17 protein-coding genes and 1 pseudogene are annotated in these 21,140 nt (G+C 68.9%); 6 read left to right on the plus strand and 12 right to left on the minus strand.

Features of this window, described 5'->3' with window-relative positions:
* The first annotated feature begins 20 nt into the window (after positions 1-20).
* On the plus strand, positions 21-671 hold the full coding sequence (def, locus tag ACIPSE_RS04720) for a peptide deformylase (RefSeq protein WP_401657340.1): 651 nt from the start codon (positions 21-23) through the stop codon (positions 669-671).
* Here def and ACIPSE_RS04725 read toward each other — a convergent pair.
* Entirely contained in the window at positions 668-1,996 is a 1,329-nt protein-coding gene (locus ACIPSE_RS04725; protein ID WP_401657342.1) for a geranylgeranyl reductase family protein, read from the minus strand. The genes def and ACIPSE_RS04725 overlap by 4 nt on opposite strands.
* Before the next feature lie 97 nt (positions 1,997-2,093).
* Between ACIPSE_RS04725 and ACIPSE_RS04730 the strand changes: the two genes are divergently transcribed.
* Both ACIPSE_RS04730 and ACIPSE_RS04735 read left to right on the plus strand, forming a co-directional pair.
* Positions 2,094-2,639 carry a GNAT family N-acetyltransferase gene (locus ACIPSE_RS04730; RefSeq protein ID WP_401657344.1) on the plus strand — a complete coding sequence of 182 codons (546 nt, stop codon included), beginning with the start codon at positions 2,094-2,096 and terminating at the stop codon, positions 2,637-2,639.
* 119 nt (positions 2,640-2,758) lie between these two features.
* Entirely contained in the window at positions 2,759-3,073 is a 315-nt protein-coding gene (locus tag ACIPSE_RS04735; RefSeq protein WP_401657346.1) for a PASTA domain-containing protein, read from the plus strand.
* Here ACIPSE_RS04735 and ACIPSE_RS04740 read toward each other — a convergent pair.
* Genes ACIPSE_RS04740 through ACIPSE_RS04755 form a run of 4 tightly spaced genes read right to left on the minus strand, consistent with a single transcriptional unit; the run spans position 3,060 to position 7,887 of the window.
* Complete coding sequence (locus ACIPSE_RS04740; protein ID WP_401657348.1) at positions 3,060-3,755, minus strand: demethylmenaquinone methyltransferase; 696 nt, start codon at positions 3,753-3,755, stop codon at positions 3,060-3,062. The genes ACIPSE_RS04735 and ACIPSE_RS04740 overlap by 14 nt on opposite strands.
* A gap of 23 nt (positions 3,756-3,778) precedes the next feature.
* Positions 3,779-5,134, minus strand: coding sequence for an acyltransferase family protein (locus tag ACIPSE_RS04745; RefSeq protein ID WP_401657350.1), 1,356 nt, complete (start codon positions 5,132-5,134; stop codon positions 3,779-3,781).
* Positions 5,134-7,488 (minus strand): bifunctional polysaccharide deacetylase/glycosyltransferase family 2 protein, encoded by a 2,355-nt coding sequence (locus ACIPSE_RS04750; RefSeq protein WP_401657352.1) that lies wholly within the window; start codon positions 7,486-7,488, stop codon positions 5,134-5,136. The genes ACIPSE_RS04745 and ACIPSE_RS04750 overlap by 1 nt, the downstream gene beginning before the upstream one ends.
* An 18-nt stretch (positions 7,489-7,506) precedes the next feature.
* Positions 7,507-7,887, minus strand: a complete 381-nt coding sequence (locus ACIPSE_RS04755) for a hypothetical protein (RefSeq protein ID WP_401657354.1) — start codon at positions 7,885-7,887, stop codon at positions 7,507-7,509.
* A 307-nt stretch (positions 7,888-8,194) separates the two neighbouring features.
* On the opposite strand from ACIPSE_RS04755, the gene ACIPSE_RS04760 reads away from it, so the two are divergent.
* Positions 8,195-9,223, plus strand: a complete 1,029-nt coding sequence (locus ACIPSE_RS04760) for a chitinase (protein ID WP_401657356.1) — start codon at positions 8,195-8,197, stop codon at positions 9,221-9,223.
* A gap of 45 nt (positions 9,224-9,268) precedes the next feature.
* Here the strand turns inward: ACIPSE_RS04760 and ACIPSE_RS04765 are convergent, their stop codons facing one another.
* The 5 genes from ACIPSE_RS04765 to ACIPSE_RS04785 form a co-directional block, all read right to left on the minus strand.
* Complete coding sequence (locus ACIPSE_RS04765) at positions 9,269-9,715, minus strand: imidazolonepropionase-like domain-containing protein (protein ID WP_401657358.1); 447 nt, start codon at positions 9,713-9,715, stop codon at positions 9,269-9,271.
* Between the two features lie 7 nt (positions 9,716-9,722).
* Positions 9,723-10,922 (minus strand): cyclic dehypoxanthinyl futalosine synthase, encoded by a 1,200-nt coding sequence (gene mqnC, locus ACIPSE_RS04770; RefSeq protein WP_401657360.1) that lies wholly within the window; start codon positions 10,920-10,922, stop codon positions 9,723-9,725.
* A gap of 119 nt (positions 10,923-11,041) precedes the next feature.
* On the minus strand, positions 11,042-11,764 hold the full coding sequence (locus tag ACIPSE_RS04775; RefSeq protein WP_401657362.1) for a prepilin peptidase: 723 nt from the start codon (positions 11,762-11,764) through the stop codon (positions 11,042-11,044).
* Entirely contained in the window at positions 11,761-14,778 is a 3,018-nt protein-coding gene (locus ACIPSE_RS04780; protein ID WP_401657364.1) for a BTAD domain-containing putative transcriptional regulator, read from the minus strand. Before ACIPSE_RS04780 ends, ACIPSE_RS04775 begins: the two co-directional genes overlap by 4 nt.
* Before the next feature lie 170 nt (positions 14,779-14,948).
* Positions 14,949-15,308 carry a hypothetical protein gene (locus ACIPSE_RS04785; protein WP_401657366.1) on the minus strand — a complete coding sequence of 120 codons (360 nt, stop codon included), beginning with the start codon at positions 15,306-15,308 and terminating at the stop codon, positions 14,949-14,951.
* Between the two features lie 31 nt (positions 15,309-15,339).
* Between ACIPSE_RS04785 and ACIPSE_RS04790 the strand changes: the two are divergent.
* A pseudogene (locus ACIPSE_RS04790) lies at positions 15,340-15,549 on the plus strand (Scr1 family TA system antitoxin-like transcriptional regulator); the annotation flags it as partial.
* A 10-nt stretch (positions 15,550-15,559) separates the two neighbouring features.
* The gene (locus tag ACIPSE_RS04795) at positions 15,560-15,748 is read left to right on the plus strand and encodes a DUF397 domain-containing protein (protein WP_401657368.1); all 189 of its coding nucleotides are present in this window, start codon (positions 15,560-15,562) and stop codon (positions 15,746-15,748) included.
* A gap of 2 nt (positions 15,749-15,750) precedes the next feature.
* Here the strand turns inward: ACIPSE_RS04795 and ACIPSE_RS04800 are convergent, their stop codons facing one another.
* Both ACIPSE_RS04800 and ACIPSE_RS04805 read right to left on the minus strand, forming a co-directional pair.
* Complete coding sequence (locus ACIPSE_RS04800) at positions 15,751-16,500, minus strand: hypothetical protein (RefSeq protein ID WP_401657370.1); 750 nt, start codon at positions 16,498-16,500, stop codon at positions 15,751-15,753.
* Between the two features lie 12 nt (positions 16,501-16,512).
* Entirely contained in the window at positions 16,513-21,132 is a 4,620-nt protein-coding gene (locus tag ACIPSE_RS04805) for an RHS repeat-associated core domain-containing protein (RefSeq protein WP_401657372.1), read from the minus strand.
* Positions 21,133-21,140 lie beyond the last annotated feature (8 nt).

Here is a 21,140-nt window from a genome sequence, read left to right on the forward strand (position 1 = left end):
GTCCACCAGGAGGCACAGACATGCCCAGTGTGTTCGTACAAGGCAGGCCCGTCGACGCGTACCCCCGGCTCGCGCCCGAGGCGCGACGCGGGAAGGTACGGCGGATCACCGAGACGGGTGAGGGGGTTCTGCACAGGCCGTGCCGGGACGTCACCGAGTTCGGGCCCGATCTCGCCGCGCTCATCGACGACATGTTCCTGACGATGTACATCGCGGAGGGCTGCGGACTGGCGGCCAACCAGGTGGGCGTCGACCTGCGGCTGTTCGTGTACGACTGCCCGGACGACGACGGGGTCCGGCACGTCGGGCACATCGTCAACCCGGTCGTCGACGCGGCCGGTCCCTCCGGGCGTCGGCTGCTGGACGAGGGCGAGGGCTGTCTGTCCGTGCCCGGTGCCGTCATGGACGTCGCGCGTCCGGACCGGGCCGTCGTGCGCGGGTGCGACCGGGACGGCGCGCCGCTCGTCGTCGAGGGGACGGGGTACTTCGCGCGCTGTCTGGCCCACGAGACGGACCACACCGAGGGGCACGTCTACCTGGACCGGCTCTCCCGGCGCGAACGCGGGGACGCGCTGCGGCAGATGGCGGACCGGCGGGACGAGGTGTTCGCCCGCCGGGCCGCCAACGTGGAGGCACTGGGCCTCGCCGGACGGGAGGCCGGGAACCCCTAGGCCTTCGGGGCCGCCTTGCTCAGGCCGTTGATGATGCGGTCCATCGCGTCGCCGCCCGTCGGGTCGGTGAGGTTGGCCAGCAGCTTCAGGGTGAACTTCATGAGCATCGGGTGGGTCAGACCGCGCTGGGCGGCGATCTTCATGACCTTCGGGTTGCCGATGAGCTTCACGAAGGCGCGGCCCAGCGTGTAGTAGCCGCCGTAGACGTCCTTGAGGACCTGCGGGTAGCGCTGGAGGGCCAGTTCGCGGCTCGCGGGCGTCGGGCGGGCGTGGGCCTGGACGATGACGTCGGCGGCGATCTGGCCGGACTCCATGGCGTAGGCGATGCCCTCGCCGTTGAAGGGGTTCACCAGACCGCCGGCGTCGCCGACGAGCAACAGGCCCTTGGTGTAGTGCGGCTGGCGGTTGAAGGCCATGGGCAGGGCCGCGCCGCGGATCGGGCCGGTCATGTTCTCCGGGGTGTAGCCCCACTCGGCGGGCATCGAGGCGCACCAGGCCTTCAGCACCTCGCGCCAGTCCAGCTCCTTGAAGGAGTCGGAGGTGTTCAGCACGCCCAGGCCCACGTTGGACGTGCCGTCGCCCATGCCGAAGATCCAGCCGTAGCCGGGCAGGAGGCGGTCCTCGGCGCCGCGGCGGTCCCACAGCTCCAGCCAGGACTCCAGGTAGTCGTCCTCGTGGCGCGGCGACTCGAAGTAGGTGCGGACCGCGACGCCCATCGGGCGGTCCTCGCGGCGGTGCAGGCCCATCGCGAGGGAGAGCCGGGTGGAGTTGCCGTCCGCGGCGACGACCAGCGGCGCGTGGAAGGTGACCTCCCGCTTCTCCTCGCCGAGCTTGGCGTGCACACCGGTGATGCGGCCGGTGCGCTCGTCGACGATCGGGGCACCGACGTTGCACCGCTCGTGCAGCCGGGCGCCGGCCTTCTGGGCCTGGCGGGCGAGCTGCTCGTCGAAGTCGTCACGCTTGCGGACGAGGCCGTAGTCCGGGAAGGAGGCGAGTTCCGGCCAGTCGAGCTGGAGCCGGACGCCGCCGGCGATGATCCGCAGGCCCTTGTTGCGCAGCCAGCCCGCCTCCTCGGAGATGTCGATGCCCATCGACACGAGCTGTTTGGTGGCGCGCGGGGTGAGGCCGTCGCCGCAGACCTTCTCGCGCGGGAAGGCGGTCTTCTCCAGCAACAGGACGTCGAGACCGGCCTTGGCGAGGTAGTAGGCGGTCGTGGAGCCCGCCGGCCCCGCGCCGACGACGATCACATCGGCGGTGTTCTCGGACAGGGGCTTCGACAGGGTCTCCGACGACGGCTCGGAGTGGGGCTCGGTCTCGGCGGTCACGGCGGGATCTCCCCAAGTTCGAAATCTGCGTGCCGACCGGCACTGGACATGGGCAGTCTATTCAGCGGTACCGATCACCCGGCTGAAGGGCTGCCCCGTGAACCGAGCTCTGCCTGTAGTACGACTGCGTGTTCCCACCGACGAGGACGCCGTTGCCTGGCACCGGGTCTTCGACGACCCCGACGTCATGGAGTTCCACGGCGGCAGGTCCGCGGAGCTGTACGTCTACGAGGAGCTCACCGCCCGCCAGCGCCGCCACGACGCCGAGCGCGGCTTCTGCCTGTGGACCATGCTCGACGAGAACGACCAGGTCATCGGGTTCACCGGCGCCCAGCCCTGGGAGCGGGAGTGGGGTCCCACGGGCGAGATCGAGATCGGCTGGAGGCTCGGCCGGGAGCACTGGGGCAAGGGGTACGCCACCACCGCCGCGGAGTTGACGCTGGAGCGGCTGCGGGCGGCCGGGGTGCGGGACGTGGTCGCGATGGTCAGACCCGGCAACGAGCGGTCCGTGGCGGTCACCCGCCGCCTCGGCATGGAGCTGGCACAGACGTTCCCGCATCCGACGCTCCCGGAGGAGGCGCTCTGCTTCCGGCTCGACATCGGCACGGCACCCGAAGCGGAACCTCAACTCGCAGAAAGATAACGCTGAGTAGCGATCTGTCACAGAACGCAGCCCGAGGCTTCCGGGCGCTCCGCGGCTGGAGTTACTCTTCCAGTACCGCTGGGGGTGACAAATTGCGCTTAACACCCAAGACGCCCGAAGTGCGCGTGCCACGGCTGGTGGGTCTGATGGCCATGGACGCGCGTCGGACGGCGGAGGCGACCGGCCTCTTCCTGAACGCACCGGACCGGCCCGACTTCCACCGGACCGTGGTCGAGTACGTCGTACGGCAGTACCCGCCGCCCGACGCCGAGGTGCCGCGGGACTCCGTGATCTACGTCTGGTTCGACTTCGGTGAGGGAGAGGGCGGCGGGGGCGTGCGCGAGCCACGCGTGCCGAGGCCGCCGGGCGGCGGGCTGCGGCGCGAGATGGAGGAGCCGGGCAACCCCTACGACGCGGTCGTCAGCCCTGCTTGAAGCCGCGGTGCAGGGCCACGATCCCGCCCGACAGGTTCCGCCACGCCACCTTCGACCAGCCGGCCTCCTGAAGGCGGCCGGCGAGCGCGGGCTGGTCGGGCCAGGCGCGGATGGACTCGGCGAGGTAGACGTACGCCTCGGGGTTGGAGGAGACCGCGCGGGCCACCGGCGGCAGGGCGCGCATCAGGTACTCGGTGTAGACCGTGCGGAACGGCGCCCAGGTGGGGTGCGAGAACTCGCAGATCACGACCCGGCCGCCGGGCCGGGTCACCCGGTACATCTCGCGCAGGCCCGCGTCGAAGTCCTGGACGTTGCGCAGCCCGAAGGAGATCGTGACGGCGTCGAACGTGTCGTCCTTGAAGGGCAGCTTCGTCGCGTCGCCCGCGGTCAGCGGCAGCCAGGGGTGGTTGCGCTTGCCGACCTTCAGCATGCCGAGCGAGAAGTCGCAGGGGACGACGTAGGCGCCGGTCCGGGCGAACGGCAGCGAGGAGGTCGCCGTGCCGGCCGCCAGGTCCAGGATCTTCTGCGCCGGGCGGGCGTCGACGGCCTTCGCCACCTCCTTGCGCCACGCGCGGTCCTGGCCGAGCGACAGCACGTCGTTGGTCAGGTCGTACCGTTCCGCCACGTCGTCGAACATCGAGGCGACTTCGTGCGGCTGCTTGTTCAGGGAGGCCCGGGTCACCCGCCCATTCTTGCAGCCCCGCCTCACGGGACGAGCCTGGGCTTCTTCTTCGCCGCCACGTCCTCCACCCATCCGCAGGCGAGCACGGACACCACGATCAGCACCCAGCCGATCCCGAACATGAACCACTGGCTCTCCAGCGGCAGGTACAGCTCGAAGGCACGCACCTTCCAGAACTGGTCGATCAGCGGGACGGCGAGGATCAGCGCGATCTCGTGCCAGAGGTAGATCGTCACGGCCCGCGCGTTGAAGATCGTCACGATCCGGTCGGTGCGGCGGAACCGGGTCAGCCACGCGAAGTCGATCCCGAAGCGCGCCTTCGCCCAGAACAGCAGCGTCACGAACCCGGCCGACCAGAAGGCCTGCGCGAGCGGGATCTCGTCGAGGTCGTAGGTGCCGACCTCGCCCTGGTGCGTGAAGGCGTACCAGCCGCCGTACGCCAGCGCGGCGGCCGACAGCAGGACCACCAGGGCCGGCTTCAGCCGCTGGAGCACCCCGTCGCGGTGCGCGAAGCCGAGGATCCAGCAGAAGAGGTACGTCGAGAAGTCCCACAGCTCGTTGCCGAGCCGCCCCTCGGGCCCCGCCCACACGAAGGTGAGGACCAGGATCGGCGCGAGGGACAGCAGCAGCATCGGGATCCGGGCCAGCCGGAACGCCTTCAGCAGCAGCGGGGACAGCAGCACGAACCACAGGTAGGTGCGCAGGTACCAGAGGATCTCCCAGGCCTGGACGCCCCACTTGTTGCCGATCGGATCACCGAACGGGACGATCCAGAAGACGATCTGCCAGTGCGGTATCCATCCGTGGATCATCATCGCCAGGACGACGAAGAGACCCCAGAACCAGAAGGGCGGCAGCAGGCGCCGCAGCCGGCTCCTGATCACCTTGAGCGGCGGCCTCTCCAGCGACTTCGCCATCAGCGTGCCGGCCAGCGCGAACATGATCCCCATCGACGGGAACACCATGCCGCACCAGGCCCACCCGAAGGTGTGGTACGTGACGACACGGACGAGCGCGACGGCCCGGAGCGTGTCGAAGTACCGGTCCCGGCCAGGGGACCTGGGCTTCTGCTCGGCCGGCTGCTCCGGTGCCTCCGCGGGCGCGTCCGCAGGCACGTCCTCCGGTTCGACCTGCGGCAACCGGGCCGTCTGGTCGGCCTGCACGGGCTCCACGGACTCCACGGACTCCACCGGCTGCTGGGGGTACTCCGTGTACTGCTGCTGCGGATAGCCCTGCTGCACGTACTGCTGCGGCTGCTCGTAACCGCCGTAGGTGTACCCGTAGTTGTAGTCGTAGCCCTGCTGATAACCCGGCTGATAGCCCTGCTGACGGTCCTGCGGCTGTCCCTGTGGGTACCCCTGCTGCTGTTCCCAGCTCATCAGCCGTTCGCCCCCGCCGGAGTGCCGACCTCACCCGTCCGCTTCAGCTTCTGCCAGCGCAGCCGGCCGCCGGTGAGGGCGGTGATGGAGGAGTGGATGAGGACGAGGTACATCATCTGCCGGTACGCGAGCTGCTGGAGCGGCATCATCAGCAGATAGCGGTACTGCTCACGGTCCAGCCGGAAGGCGTACGCCGCGCAGAACAGTTGGACGCCGAGGACCGCGAGCCACGCGTACAGGGCCGCCTGGAAGTCGATGAAGATCATCGAGTAGGCGGTGAAGACGTCGATCAGCGGGGCGCAGACGGGCGTGACGATCTGGAAGATGACCACGAGCGGCATGCCGACCCGGCCGAAGCGGCCCGAAGGGCCCTTGTCCGTCAGGGACTTGCGGTGCTTCCACAGCGCCTGCATGGTGCCGTAGGACCAGCGGTAGCGCTGGGACCAGAGCTGCTTGAGCGAACCGGGCGCCTCCGTCCAGGCCTTGGCGTGCTCCTGGTAGACGACCCGCCAGCCCGCGCGGTGGAAGGCGATGGTGATGTCGGTGTCCTCGGCGAGGGTGTCCTCGCTCATCCCGCCGACCTGGAGCACCGCGTCACGGCGGAACGCGCCGATCGCGCCCGGGATGGTGGGCATGCAGCGCAGCAGGTCGTACATACGGCGGTCGAGGTTGAAGCCCATCACGTACTCGATGTGCTGCCAGGCGCCGATGATCGTGTTGCGGTTGCCGACCTTGGCGTTGCCGGCGACGGCACCGACCTCGGGGTCCGCGAACGGCTGCACGAGCTGGTGCACGGCGTCCGGCTCGAAGACGGTGTCGCCGTCCATCATGATGACGATGTCGTAACTGGCGTTGCGGACGCCGTTGTTGAGGGCGGCGGGCTTGCCCGCGTTCTCCTGCCGGATGACCCGGACGTTGCGCATGCCGAGCCGGTCGGCGGCGGCGCGCGCGATCTCGGAGGTGCCGTCGCTCGATCCGTCGTCGACGACGATGACCTCGATCGGGTGGGTGCTCTGCGCCAGCGACTCCAGGGTGTTGGCGATGCACTCCTTCTCGTTGTACGCCGGGACGATCACGCTCACCGGCCGGGTGACGGTCGGCCCCCAGCTGAACCGGCGTTTGTTGCGCTGTCTGTAGTGGCGCCGGGCCAGGACGAGCATCATCCCGAACCTGCCGATCACGGCGATGCCGACGACGAGCAGCCCGTACGACAGGACGGGCACCGTCCATTCGGCGACGGCGACGGCCGCGATGAGGGCCTTGCCCTCGTAGAGGGTGGTGCCGGTGGCGCTGCGGTGAGCGGCCTGGAGGACGTTCACGCCGTTGCCCTGGGTCCCGTTGCCCTGGGCCCCGTTGGCCTCGGTGCCGTTGCCCTGGGCCCCGTTGGCCTCGGTGCCGTTGCCGGGGGCGGTCTGGCCGCCCGGCTGCTGGGTGCCGTTCGCGGTGGGCGCGCCGGTGGCCTGCGCGGACTGCTCCTCCGCGAGCACCCCGCTGATGGTCGTGAAGGTGTACCCCTTCTTCTTCATCTTCTCGATGTACTTGGGCAGCGCCTTCAGGGTCTGCGAGCGCTCGCCGCCAGCGTCGTGGAAGAGGACGGAGGCGCCGTCCCCGTCGTCCGGGGTCGCCCACTTGATGATCTTCGAGACGCCCGGCTTCTTCCAGTCGTCGCTGTCGGTGTCGACGAAGACGCTGGTGTACCCGTCGGCGCCGAGCTCCTTGTAGACCGGCCAGCTGTAGTTGTCGATGGCGTCGGTCTCGGAGGAGTAGGGCGCCCGGAAGAGCGTGGTGGTGATGCCGGCCGCGCCCGCGAGCGCCAACTGGGTCTGCTGCATCTCGCGGTTGACGCGGGCGTCGCTCTGGTAGGAGAGGTCGACGTGGGTGAAGGTGTGGATACCCACCTCGTTGCCCTGCGCGACCATGTCCTTCACGATGCCCGGGTAGCGCGACACCATCGAGCCGACCACGAAGAACGTGGCGGGGACGTCGTACTTCTCCAGGATCTCCAGCACCTGCGGGGTGTAGGTGGGGTTGGGTCCGTCGTCGAAGGTGAGCGCGATCGTCTTGTCCGGGACGGAGACGGAGGTCGCCTGGCCGCCGCGGAAGGTGATGATCGGGCCGCCGTCGAGGACCTTGTCGGGGACCTTGCTGGCGCTGGCGCCGTCGCGGACGCGTTCGTCGCCGCCGACCTCGGCGCGCAGATAGCCGTCGAGCAGCATCACGCTGGTCAGCGCGAGCAGGAGCAGCAGCGCGAGCAGCACGCGCGGCTTCTGGAGCGCCGCCGCCTTGCCCGCCGCGCGCCCGAGGCGGGAGGGGGCGCGGCGGCGGCCGCGGGAGGGTGTCGTCGTAGTCGTCATGGCAGGGCCGCGCTCCGGTCAGTTGGCGTTCGCGGACGCGGACGGTGTGGGGACGCCCGAGGGCAGCGCGGGCGGGGTGCCGGTGGGCTGCACGGTGCCCCCGATGCCGCCCTGGGGCTGGGCGCCCGGGCCGCCGCCGCCCTGTGTGGCGGGGCCGCCTCCGCCGTCGCCGAACGGCAGCAGCGAGGACGGGTTCGACGTGCCGATCCCCATGAACGCCAGGCCCAGGACGACGGCGTACCCCAGACACAGGACGCCGACGAGGATGCCGATCCGGCGCAGCAGCTTGGAGCGGCGACCGGAGTTGTCAACGAACACGGGCCCGTCGGCGGACTCGTTGCCGCGTTTGCGGCGGCGACCGCGGGCGGCGCGGTTATCGATGGCAGGCTCGGAATGCATTCCCCGGATATTAGGGAGGCTTTATGTGTCAGAAACTCTGCTTCTCATGTGAGGCACGTATGAGAAACGCCTTAACCTGTCTTCTCTCTGAGAGTTCCCTGGAACGCCTGCGCGACCCCACCCGTCACAGGGCGGGCGACTTGCCCTCTTTAAGGTGGTTATTTGTCCGGTTTTCTGGCTGTCACCTATGGATCGGCCATGATGACCCGCCCCTCATGAAGCTCAGCCCGGTGTGAGACATTTCCACTCCACAAACACAGTTTGTTTCCATCCTGAGACGGAAATCACGAGAGCGGGTGCTTACGCGATGCGGCGTTTCCTGAAGCCGGCGGCGGGGCTCAGTTGCCTGTTTGCCCTGGCCACGGCGGGCTGTTCGGCCGACACCGGCACCTCGTCGGAGTCGACGCCCGAGCAGTCCTCGGCGGCGCCGACGCAGAGCGCCTCGGGCACCTCGTCGAGCACCGGGTTCGCCCCCTACGTCAGTGCCACCAGCGCCTCCGACCTGGACTCCGCCGGGTCGCCGTCGACGTACAACCTCGCGTTCGTCATCTCCGACGGGAGCAGTTGCACGCCCGAGTGGAACGGGGCGTACGCGATCACCGACTCCGCGGTGACGTCACGGATCTCGGCGCTCACCGAGGACGGGGCGGACGTGCGGGTGTCCTTCGGCGGGGCCTCCGGCAAGGAGCTCGCGGAGACCTGCGACAGCGCGGAGGACCTCGCGGAGGCGTACGGCGCGGCCCTGGACGCCGCCGGGTCCACCCGGGCCGACTTCGACATCGAGGGCGACACGCTCACCGACTCCGACTCGGTCGAGCTGCGGTCGGAGGCGATCGCGCTGCTCCAGAAGGAACGGACCGACCTCACCGTGTCGTTCACGCTCCCCGTCATGCCGTCCGGCCTCGACGACGACAGCGTCGCGCTGCTCCAGTCCGCCAACAACAGCGCCGTACAGGTCTCGACGGTCAACATCATGACCATGAACTACGGAGAGTCCTACGACGGTGACATGGGCGCGTACGCGCTCACCTCGGCGAAGGCCGCCCACACCCAGCTCATGGACGTCTTCGGGACCTCGGACGCGACCGCGTGGCGGGCGATGGCGCTCACGTCGATGATCGGCACGAACGACGTGGACGGAGAGACGTTCACGCTCGCCGACGCCGCCGAGGTGCGCTCGTTCGCCGAGGAGAAGGAGATCGCCTGGGTGTCGATGTGGTCGACGTTCCGGGACCAGGAGTGCGTGGACGGCGACGACGGCGAGGACGACGCGCTGACCAACTGCAGTGGTGTGGAGCAGAGTTCGGGGGCGTTCGGGAAGGCGTTCGCGGGCTAGGCCGTGTCCGCGAGGTCCCGCCCGCCCCCGCGGTGTGAGGGCTCGCTAGCGGCGGCGGTGGACCAGGCGGCCGGCGCACACCGTCGCGAGGCAGGTGCCGTCGGCGTCGAAGACCGCGAGGTCGGCGCGGCCCGTCACGCCGAGGGGTGTCGCCTGGGCGCGGGCGACCATCAGGACGCCGTTCCGCTCGGCCGCCGCGCGGAGTTCGGGTGTGCCGACGTACTCCGCGAGGACCGTCGTCGCGCCCGACTTCAGTACGGCGTGGATCGTCTCGCGCGGGCTCGGGGCGTCCGGGAGCGGGCTCACGAAGACGCGGGCCGGGCCGAGGGCGCCGGGCCATACACGCACGCGCGCGCCGGGGAACCGCTCGCGCAGGTCCGCCAGCGTGCCCACGGCGCCGATCCGGTCGCCGTCCACCAGGACCGCGCCGCCCTCGACCGGTTCCCCGGACCAGGTGCGGCGCAGTTCGTCGGCGGTGTGAATCGTCTCCATGCGCGGGTCAGTTGGAGGCGAGGATCTTCAACTCGGGGTGGGCGGTGCCGCCTTCGATCGCCGTCGACGAGATGTGCGACATCACCCGCGAGTCGGCCGGGTCGTTCGCCGGGTCGTCGTGGACGACCAGGTGCTCGTAGGTGGTGGAGCGCTGGGCGGGGGTGCGGCCCGCCGTGCGGATCATGTCGATCATCTCCTGGAGGTTGGAGCGGTGCTTGGCACCGGCCGCCGAGACGACGTTCTCCTCCAGCATGACCGAGCCGAGGTCGTCGGCGCCGTAGTGCAGCGTGAGCTGGCCCGCGTCCTGCCCCGTCGTCAGCCAGGAGCCCTGGATGTGGGCGATGTTGTCCATGAAGAGCCGGGCGATCGCGATCATCCGCAGGTACTCGAAGATCGTGGCCTGGGTGCGGCCCTTGAGGTGGTTGTTCATCGGCTGGTACAGGTACGGGATGAAGGCCCGGAAGCCTCCGGTCCGGTCCTGTACGTCGCGGATCATGCGCAGGTGCTCGATGCGCTCGGCGTTGGTCTCGCCGGTGCCCATCAGCATGGTGGAGGTGGACTCCACGCCCAGGTTGTGCGAGGTCTCCATGATCTCCAGCCAGCGCTCGCCGCTCTCCTTCAGCGGGGCGATGGCCTTGCGAGGGCGCGCGGGCAGCAGCTCGGCGCCCGCGCCGGCGAAGGAGTCGAGGCCCGCGGCGTGGATCCGCTGGATGGCCTCCTCGACGGAGACCTTCGAGATGCGGGCCATGTGCTCGACCTCGCTCGCCCCCAGGCTGTGGATGACGAGCTGCGGGAACGCCTCCTTGATGGCGGCGAAGTGCTTCTCGTAGTACTCCACGCCGTAGTCCGGGTGGTGGCCGCCCTGGAACATGATCTGCGTGCCGCCGAGCTCGACGGTCTCCGCGCAGCGGCGCAGGATGTCGTCGAGATCGCGGGTCCAGCCCTTGTCCTTGGCGGTGGGCGGGGCGTAGAACGCGCAGAACTTGCACGCCGTCACGCAGACGTTCGTGTAGTTGATGTTCCGCTCGATGATGTACGTCGCGATGTGCTCGGTACCGGCGTACCGGCGGCGGCGTACGGCGTCGGCGGCGGCGCCCAGCGCGTGCAGCGGGGCGTCACGGTAGAGGTCGAGCGCTTCTTCAGGGCTGATCCGCCCACCGGCGGCGGCACGGTCGAGCACGGACTGAAGGTCGGCCTTCTCGGTCACCGGGGCGTCCCTTTCGTCAAGGGTTGTGGACGGCCCGCCCGCTACGGACGGTCCCGGCCAGCCTACGCCAGCCCCTGCCGGACACCGACGTCAGGCCGTACGGCCCCCGGTGCCGGGCCTCAGGCGGTGTACGCGCCGATCAGCAGACCCAGGAACGCTCCCATGATCAGGAAGGGGCCGAAGGCGATGGCCGTCTTGCGGTTCGCCCGGCCCGCGACGACGAGCGCGCCGCCGTACAGCGCGCCCAGCAGGAACCCGGCGAACGTGCCGAGCAGGACCGTCGGCCAGCCGTACCAGCCGAGGACGGCGCCCGTGCCGAGGGCCAGTTTCACGTCGCCGAAGCCCATGCCGGCCGGGTTGATCAGGAAGAGGACGAGGTAGCCGCCGCCGAGGGCGAGGGCACCGAGGAGGGCGTGGAGCCAGTCACCGGCGTGCTCGGGGACGAAGGAGACCGCGCCGAGGAGGGCGAGGGCGGCGCCCGCGAGGGGCAGGGTCAGCGGGTCGGGCAGCCGCCGTACCTTCAGGTCGACCGTCGCCAGCAGGACACCGGCCGGCGCGAGCAGCAGCCACACCGCCAGCTCGGGCCGGGTACCGGTGGCGGCGGCGAGCGCGGCGCAGACGGCGGCGGTGACGGCGGCGAGAAGGGTGGCCGAAGGGCCGTACGCGGTGCGGTCGCGGGCGCAGCGGGCCCGGCCCAGCCAGCCCCTGAGCGGGTGGCCGTCGGGGCAGGCGTCCCGCCAGGGTTCCCCGGCGGGCGCGGAGAAGCGGTAGACGGCCGTCGGCAGGAACGCGCCCGCCGCCGCGCCCCAGAGCGCGGCGGCGAGAACGAGCAGGACGGTCATCCGGCCGCCGCGACGCCGTCGCGCCAGCTCGGCAGGAGCTCGTCGAGGAGGGCCTCGGTGCGCGGCGGGAGTCCGCGGGCCCCGCTGCGGGAGATGAGGTCGGCGGCCAGCGCCCGGAGCCGGGCGGCGTCGCCGGTGCCGTGCGTGGCGCGGAGCAGCTCGTGCCACAGCCGCTCGTCGCCGGGGGCGGTCCGCAGGGCGGCGGTGAGCGCCTCGATGGCCTTCTCCGCGCGGTCCTTCACCAGGTGGAACTCGGAGAGCGCGAGGCCGATGTCCGCGACGAGCAGCGGAAGCTGGGCGTCGACGATCTCGTGGGTGAGCCAGCGGTAGCGGCCCTCGGGCCGGTCCGCGAGCAGCGGCCCGCGCACCAGGACGAGCGCGTCGGTGAGCAGCCGGCCGCGCACGGCCCGGCTGTCGACGCCCTTGCCCTGGGTGGCCTCGTGGTACAGCGACCGCAGCACGTCCAGGTCGGACACGACGGACTTGGCGAGGGTGAGCCGCCCGGCGCGGTCGGCCGCCAGCCGCGGCGTCCCGTCGGGGTCGGTGCCGAGCCAGGCGCGCAGCCGGTCGAGCAGCGCCTCGCGCACGTCGTCCGTCACGCCGCGCGGCCACAGCGCGGAGGACAGCACCCGCGGGTGCACGCCCTCGCGGTGCAGGAGCAGCAGGGCGAGCGCCTCGTGCAGCAGGACGCTCCGCTCGCCGTCGGGGGTGTCGAGCCCGATGATCTCGTACGGCCCGACGAGCCGCGCGTACACGGCCGGACGGCCCTGCTCGCTGATGTCGACGAGGAACGGCGGGGTGGTGACGGGCCCGTCGGGCGTGCGGTCCGGGTCGGCCTGCACGAACAGCTCGACGACCGCGCGCTGCTGGGCGGCGGGCAGGAGCTGGGCGTCGAGTTCGAGTCCGAGGAGCGGGGCGAGCAGCTTGCCCTCGCCGGTGATCTCCATCTCCCAGGCGGCGCCCGGCAGATCGCCGCTCTCGGTGCCGACGAGGTAGCCGATGCCCAACCGGCTCGCGTCGGCGGCGAGTTCGGCGAGCTTCATCGCGTCGTCGGCGGACGGCTCGGCGGCCAGCAGGACCAGGTGCGGGGCCCAACGGGTGTGCTGGGCGGGGCCGGTACGGCCGGTGAGGACGGAGTCGTGCCCGGCCGCGCCGAGCGCGCCGCGCCGCTGGCGGGTCTCGGCGCCCATGGTCTCGATGAGGTCCTCGATGCCGTCGAGGTGCCGGAGCCGGTTCGGGGCGAGCGGGGTGAGGTCCTCGCCGAACCCGACGAGGGTGATGGTCATGCGGTCCGACCAGCCGTTGGTGGCGAGTTCGGCGGCGACGGACGCGAACACGGCGGCCCGGTCGGCCTCCCGGCCCGACAGCGACACGAGTCCGGGCACCGCCTCCAGGTTGAGCAGCAGCCGCGAGTCGTCCATCGTGCCGAGGCAGACGAGCCCCGGGTACGGCGCGGCGGTGTCCTCGTCCTCGTAGCGCTCGGCGTCGGCGCGGGCGAGCATCCAGAACGTCTGGTCCTGCCCCTGCTGCCAGGGCGTGGGCGGCTTGCCCGACGGCTGCGCGAGCTGGAGGTGCAGATCGCCGCCGGTGAGCCAGGCGGCGTAGACGACGGGCAACGGCCGGGACTCGGTGGCCAGTTGGGCGGCGAGCCCGCGCAGGGACCGGTCCAGGAGCCGTACGCCCTCGGGGTCGGCGCCCACGAGCAGCGCGTCCTGCACGTCGGCCGCGTCCCCGGTCGGCGTCGGCGGTTCCATCCCGCGCCGCCCGCCGACCGCGCCGAACGCCGACTGCCACAGGGCCTGTCGGCGGCGCCGGCCGAGCGCGCCGAGGAGGCCGGCGGCGAGGAGGGGGGCGCCGAGGAGGGCCTGCGGGAGCCCGAAGGAGGACTCCTCGGCGGCGGGGGTGGCGTGCTGCTGCCCCTGCTCGTGCCGCTGGTCGGAGGCGGGGCGCTGCTCGGGGCGCTGTCCGGGGAGGGAGACCTGGGCGTTCTCGCCGCCGCCCTGGACCTCGTCACCGCCGCCCTGGACTTCGTCACCGCCGCCCTTGGCCTGGTCGCCGGTCTGTCCGTAGTCGTGGACCTGCTGCTGGGCGCCGCCGGAGGGGCTGTCGGGCATCTCGACGAGGTCGCCGCCGCGGGCGTCGCCGGGCATCTCCATGATCCAGCCGGGCCGGATCAGACTGGCCTCCGACAGCTTCGAACCGTCGGGCTGCACACGGTCCTTGTTGAGCTCGAAGATCTCCTTGTACCGGCGGCCGTCACCGAGGTGGCGTTCGGCGACCTCCCACAGGGAGTCGTGGTGCCGTCCCTCGGGGGGCTGGATCCGGTAGTACTTCGTCGGCCCGCTCCTGGCGGCGCCGGAGCCGCCCCCGGCGTCGGCGTGCGCGGCGGCGGTGGACGCCTGCTCGGCGAGCGCGGCGGCCGTGCTCGCGGCCTGCTCCTGCTGCTGCGCGAACAGCCCCCCGCCGCCCGGCGTCTGCTGCGCGGCGGCGACCGTGCCCCGCTGGTTGCCCTCGATGCTGTGCCCGAGCTGCGACAGCCCCGGCGTCAGGCTCGCGGCCGTCGCGCCCACGAGCAGCAGCGCGGCGACGAGCTGCCGGGCGAGCAACTGGCTGGGCCCCGCGCCCGGAACGCGTCCCGGAACGCCGATCCCCGACACCGCCGCCTTTATCTCGACGAGCACGCAGGCGGCGAACTGCGCCCAGGCGAGCCAGACGAGGACGGTGAGGATGCGCAGGAACGTGCCGGTGGTGATCTCCTGCTGGAGCCACTCCAGCTTCGGCGCCCCGCTGGGGAACGGCCATCCCACGCTCATCGCGAGCGCGCCCGGCACCCCGACGACCAGCACGAGCAACGCCACGAACGCGAAGAACGCCTTCACGAAATCACCGAAGGTACGCCGCCGGATCCGCACAGGTTGAGGGGTGCGGTTCCGGGGGGTGCCGGGGGTGGTCGCGTTCCCGGTCGAGCCGTTTCCCGTCGAGCGTGACGGGCTTGAACTGCGGCGTCGTGCCATGGCGGCGTCCTGAGGTGGTGGGTGAGGTGTGGGTGGGGGCGGGGGGTGTGCTGAGCCTACAGAGATCTTATGTAAGGAGTCGAAGCTCGGGCAGAGGGGTACCGCTCCCGATTCGCACCCCTCCCCCTCCCCACCGGCCGGCCCTTCGCGGTCGCCGCGCCGCCGTACCCTCAGCGCCCGCTGTCAGCGGCCCCGACGAAGAGATCCCACGCGTCCGCCGCGTGGACGGCCCGCTCGGCCCACACCTCCAGCTGATGAAGATCGGCGCAGCCCTCGACCCGCTCACGAACGGCATCCGGAACGGGGATCTCGCGCCATTGAAGGATCCGGAGCACCATCTCCGCCCTGGCCTGGGCCCGCCCTTCTTCACGGCCTTCTTCACGTACCTTCTCGGCAACCTCGTGCCGGAAGAAGAAGTAGCGGACCGCCATCATCAGCTCCTTCCACGTCTGCCGGGCCTCGACATCGACCAGGCAGGATTCGACGAGCTGCGCGAGCATCCCCGCGCTCTCGGTGTCGGTGGTCTCCAAGGCTGCCGCCAGCGGTTTCAGTGCCGACGACTTCCCCGGCGCCGGAAGCGCGATGGTGCACCTCGGCGGACCGGTACCTCCCCTGGACACCGTGGTCCGCGACGCCCCACACGGCACAGCCTTCATCGACTCCGAAGCCCAACTGGAGCACTTCCGAAGGCTCTTCCGTAGGGTGAGGGAAGCTTCACTCGACCCCGAGCGGTCACGTGACCTCATCCAACGACTGGCCAAGGAACTGTGAGGACCCGTCCATGACCACTCCCTCTCAGTGGCGGAAGTCGTCCTTCTCCGGCGGCGGGGAGGGCAACGACTGCGTGGAGATAGCCAACCGGCACACCCGAGTCGCCGTCCGCGACTCCAAGGCCCCGGCCCGCGCCACCCTCTCCTTCCCGCCCACCACGTTCGCCGCCTTCATCGAGGACCTCAAAACCCGACGGTGAACTCAGAAGTACCAGTCGAGAATCTCGGTGATGCAGTCCCGCAGCGCGCGGCGCCCGGCGACCGCACCGTGGTCCGTTTGGATCCGTGCCATCAACTGCCGCAACGCGTCACCACTTGCAGCGTCACCCTCCTCCAACGTCTCGTGGAAGTGCTCAGTGTTGAGGATCAAGTAATCCCTCAGGACCTCGGCGAGTTCACTGTCCGGGGAACTTGATTCGGCGACAATCCAGCCGGAGGTCATGTATTCCACAGGGCTGGACAAGATCCATCCGACATACCTGGACCCCGAGAAAAGAAGGTCCAGGTCGCGGCACACACGAAGACGACGCCTGCTCTCCGACCCCACGGACGGGAACCCACTGATCCCACACACCAGCCTGTCTCCAGTCGGCGTGGTCAGACTCGTAACGCATTTCGGAACCGTGAAGTCACCTGTCAAGGAGAGCCGAAAGCCCACCTCCTCGTAAGGGGTCAGCAACCACCCCGCGCAGTCTTCATCTATGACCTTCGTTCCGGATGGGACCTGCAGAATCATGCTGCTCAGCGCGCGATCGACACCGCCGAAGCGGAATTCGTCCTCCGCGGAATCCTGCCAGTTCCCCGCTCCGCAAGTGGCAAGAAGATGCATCTCATGCTGCTCGCTGTCGGCATAGGGCCCCACCATCACCAGGGCCCCCGAAACGACGAACCGTGGGATCTCCGCAATACCGCCACCTGGGTGGACGTCTACGATTCCCGCACCAATATGCACTACAGCTCCTCACTAAGGCCCGATTTGGACTGCCGGTGCAACTGTTCCGCCGCTGGGCGTGGGAATCTCGCCATTTGTGATCATCTCGGGTGTGATCGGGAGCCCAGGGTCCGATGGATCTCCGCCATAGATTTCAGCCCCACTCTTACCACGGGGTCCTGATGGGCCGTAGCTTGTCACCACCTGTCCAGCGTTCGCACCCTGGCCTTCGGTGATGACAATGTCCTGCCCCTTGTGGAAAATGAAGCGGCCGCCGGTACCAGTTGAGGCATACACGCCGTCCGGCGATGCCAGGATATCCCTTTCCAGCTCGTCCGGTAGCCGCCCGTGATAGTTCGGGGCACGCCTGACTGTCCCGGCCTCGGCATTCTTCATCACTTTATTCGTACGCTTTACTGCCCGGTCGTAAGGACCGAGCCCCAGCGGATCACTCCACGAGTAAGGATTGTCCACGTACCCGACCGGATTGGGCGCCGGAGACAACCCCATGGGGTCACTGCTCACATAGCGCGCAACGTCGGGGTCATAATAGCGTAGATAATTGTAGTGCAGACCCGACTCGGGATCAAAATACTGGCCGGGAAATCGGAGTGGCGTATAGGCGGTTGCGCCGGAATTCCAAGCGGTGGAACCCCACAGCATTGGACGAGAACGCCAGACAATATTTCCGCCGCCGTCGAGCAGTTCGCGCGGAGCACCAATCAGGTCCGTGACAATCGCGAAGAACCGCGTGTCAATTTCTTCCTGCCGTTCGCCGACAGCAGTGACACGTTCGGTCTGACTCACCGGATGCAGTCCCTGATGCCCCCAGGTGAGGGTGATCTCGTTCGCTGTTCCGGTCTGATGGGTCGTCTGTTCACAGAGGGTGGTGCCGTCCCAGCAGAAGTCGGTTCGCTCCGCCACGGAGACACCGTCTGCGGCAAGGCGCAGCTTCGCAATGCGCCGACCGAGAGGATCGTAGTGGTACCGCCAGTGCGTTCCGTCGGGCGTCACCACTCCGGTCAGCCGGTCCTCGTCACTCCAGGAGTAACGCCACACGTCCGCTTTGTGCGACAGCCGGGCCTTCCGGCGGAGGACAAGACGCCCCGCCGCATCGTATTCATAGTGAACTCCACCCGCACGGACGATGCGTGTCCCCCGGTACGAACGCGTGCCGCTCAGCAAGTGTCCGGATGCGGATTCGGTCCCTGAGACATCCGTCAGGTTGCCGGCTTCGTCGTAGGCGTATCGCTCGGTCCATCCCATGGCCTGAACCGCGTTGACACGCCCCATGGGATCAAGAGAGAAATGCTGGGCGCCGTTCAGTTGGTCATCCACGTCCAGCAGATGGCCGTCGGCACGGTAGACGTAGCTCCGCCGCTGGATGGTCTGACCCCCGGCCCCGAGCACGCCCTGTTCCCGCAGACGCCCCAGGCCGTCCCATGCCTGTGTCAGAACGGGATTCGTGCCGACACTGCGCAGCACCTCGTTGCCTGTGGCGTCGTAGTTGAAGTGGATCACCTGACCGGCGGCGGAGAGCGTCCTGGTGTTACCTGCGGCATCATGGGTCCACTCGCTGACGACGCCCGTGGGGGTGGCTCGCCTCGTACGACGCCCCGCCAGGTCGTAGGTGTGACTCACGGCCCGGCCATTGACCGTCTCCAGCGCCAGCAGCCCGACCGCGTCGTATTCTCGGGCCAGCCGACCGTCCGGCCCGACGGCCTCTGTCATCCGTCCGTCGAGGTCATAGGAGAACGTGGTCTCCACCTCGCCGGCCGTCTTCCGGACAACCTGCCCCAGGGAATCACGATCGAAGCGGATCGTCCGGCCAAGGGCATTGGTCCGCGAGGTCAGCCGGTTCGCAGGGTCATAACCGTATTCCAGCGAGCGGCTGTCGAAGTCGACCTCGGATACGAGACGACCGGCGAGGTCGTATGCGTACGACCACTCCAGCTTCTGCGGATTGATCACTTTCGTCAGCCTGAGAGCGGAATCGTAGTCGAACTCGTACCGAGATCCATCCGGATCGGTGCGTGCACTCAGGAGGTCGAAGTGCGTGTACTCGGAAACCGTGGCCAGGCCGGCCGCATTCACATGACGGACGCAGTTCCCTTCGCCGTCGTACGACCAGGACTCCGCAGAGCCGTCAGGATATGCACAATGAATCAAGTGACCTTGCGTCGACCAGCGCATACGCGTGACTGCGCCGCTCCCGTCCGCTACTGCGGTCAGGCGCCCGAACGCGTCGTATTCATAGGTGGATCGACTATTGAGCGGGTCGGTGAGCTCGATGGTCAGTCCGGCAGAGTTACAGAGGACGTGTGTCGTCTCGCCCAGGGGATCCACCGTGGCGACAATTCCTCCACGATCGTCGTAGGCAAAGCGCATCGCCCTGCCCATAGGATTCACAATCGAGGTGCAGTTACCACGCTCGTCGTAGTCACGAACCCAGCGCGCGCCGCCAGGCAACACGATGAGGGTGGGTCGGCCAAAGGAATTGTAGGTGATACGAGTTGTCGCACCATCCGGCCGAGTGATGGCTTGAGGACGTCCCACCTCATCATTGACGAAACGGGTGGTGTGCTGCAAGGCATCCGTGTACGCGACGACATGATGGTTCACATCATATTCAGTGCGAGTGATTGCCCCCAACGCGTCAACTTCGGCAACAACCTGACAGCTGTCGTTGATGACAAAGCGGTTGACCGCTCCGTCTGCTGTCGTGAGCGCGGTGATCCGCATACCCGGCCACTGGGGATCCTCACCGTCGTACTGCAGAGTGACAGCAATATGTCCGGCCTCGCCGCCTTCTGCCGTGCAGCGATCCTTCTCATCGTAGATATACGAGTACGTACTGCTGTTGGTGTCGGTCCACGACGTGATACGCAGTCGATCGTCATACTCGAACCGCAGCGGTTCGTCCGAGGCGTGGAACACCTCCATGAGGTTTCCGTCGCTGTAGCCGTATCGCTTGATGAGCTCGTCGCCGCCGTCTTCAGCCGCGCCTTTCAGCGTCAGGGCCACGATGCGATCGTCCTCTGCCGTGAACCCCAGGCGGTAGCCCCCGGAGTGTCGAATGCCGAGTGGCGTGCCCTGATCGTCGTAGTCGAACTCGGCGGTATTACCGTTCCGGTCGGTGACACGGGCCAGTAGGCACATACCGCTCGGGTCAGGGGCACGGAACAGCCGGCTGTGCCCTGTGGCCAGATCATCGATACGGTAGCCACCGTCGTCCAGGCGCAGAAGCGGCTGATGCGGTCCCCTGTCCGGGAGAACCGGAAGGCCCGGGTGGACCGGGTGGGAATACGACAGCAGGAGCCCGTCCTCCGTGACGAAGACAACGCCCTGCTCATCGACTTCAAGGCGTTGGTCGATGGTCGACGCCCAAGTCGGTCCGAACCACCACCCGCACCGGTAGTCCGAAGCGACACGTCGGGTGAAGACGAGCGGCAGAACACCCGGCAGCACGATGTCGGTCTGTGGCAGGAACATAGTTCCCGTTGCCAGGTCAACGGGGTCCGTGAACAGTGACTTGACTGTCTCCTTGGTCCGGTTGTAGGCGCCCTTGGCCCCATCCGCGATCATGCCGCGGGCGTTCTTGCCCAGCCCGCGCAGGGCCAGACTCATCCCCTTGAGGCCGCCCCGCATCCCCTTCATCGCGGCCATGCCGCCCTTGAGACCCTTCGCGAGTCCACCGAGCGTGGTGATCCCCTTCATGCCCGGTATGCAGTCCAGGGCCGCCAGGCCCACATCCCACAGGGACGCCTGGCCCTTCGAATATTTGTAGAGCGTGTCGGCCAGGACAACGAGTGCGGCGACGAGCACGATCACACCGAGGATCGGACCACCGATGATCATCGCGACGATCCCGACGACCGCTACGACGATCTTGCAGACCGACACGATGGTGTCCCAGTTGTCGGTGAACCAGTCACCGACCTCCTCCCACCACGACCGGTTCTGAATACCCGCATCCGAGGCTTCGTCGATCTTCGACTTCGCGTCCCGCGCCGCGTCCTCACGCATCCTCCGCGCATCCGCGGCCATCTTCTTCGCCGCATCCAACGCGTCCTGCGCACTGTCGACATCCGACCGCGCCGTCGTCTGCGCCGACTTGGCATGCTGGGCATCCCGGGTCGCCGCACGGACCTTCCCCTCGTCCGGCTTGTCACCACCCGACTTACTGCCGATGGGATCGTCCTTGTACTTGTCCGCCTCCTTGTTGGCACGGGTGACCCACGAATCAGCCGAGGACAGACGGGAGTTGGCGGACGACAGGTCGCTCTGCGCCTCACGGCCCTTCACCAGCGCACGATCCGCCAGCGCCTGCGCACGCTCCAGCTTCGGCCAGAAGTCGGCGAGCGCGTCCCCGCACAACTCGTACGACTTCTTCAGCTTCTTGAGGTTCTTCGGGACACCCCCGAACTCCTCCTTGAACACCTCAGCAGACTTCCCCGCCCACTCCAGCAGGGTGTCCTCGCCCGCCATCCCCTTCACCAGACGCAAAGCGTCCGAGACGTCGTCCGCGAAATCGTGCAGCGTCTTCGCCAGCCGCTTCACCCGGTCCGGATCACCCGGCGTCGGATCCTTCTCCAGATCCAGGACATACCAGTCCGTCGGCCGATGCCCCGCCATACCCGCAACCCCCGTCACGCACGCAA

Origin of the sequence: Streptomyces sp. NPDC090106, assembly GCF_044747265.1 — a bacterium.
GTDB lineage: Bacteria > Actinomycetota > Actinomycetes > Streptomycetales > Streptomycetaceae > Streptomyces.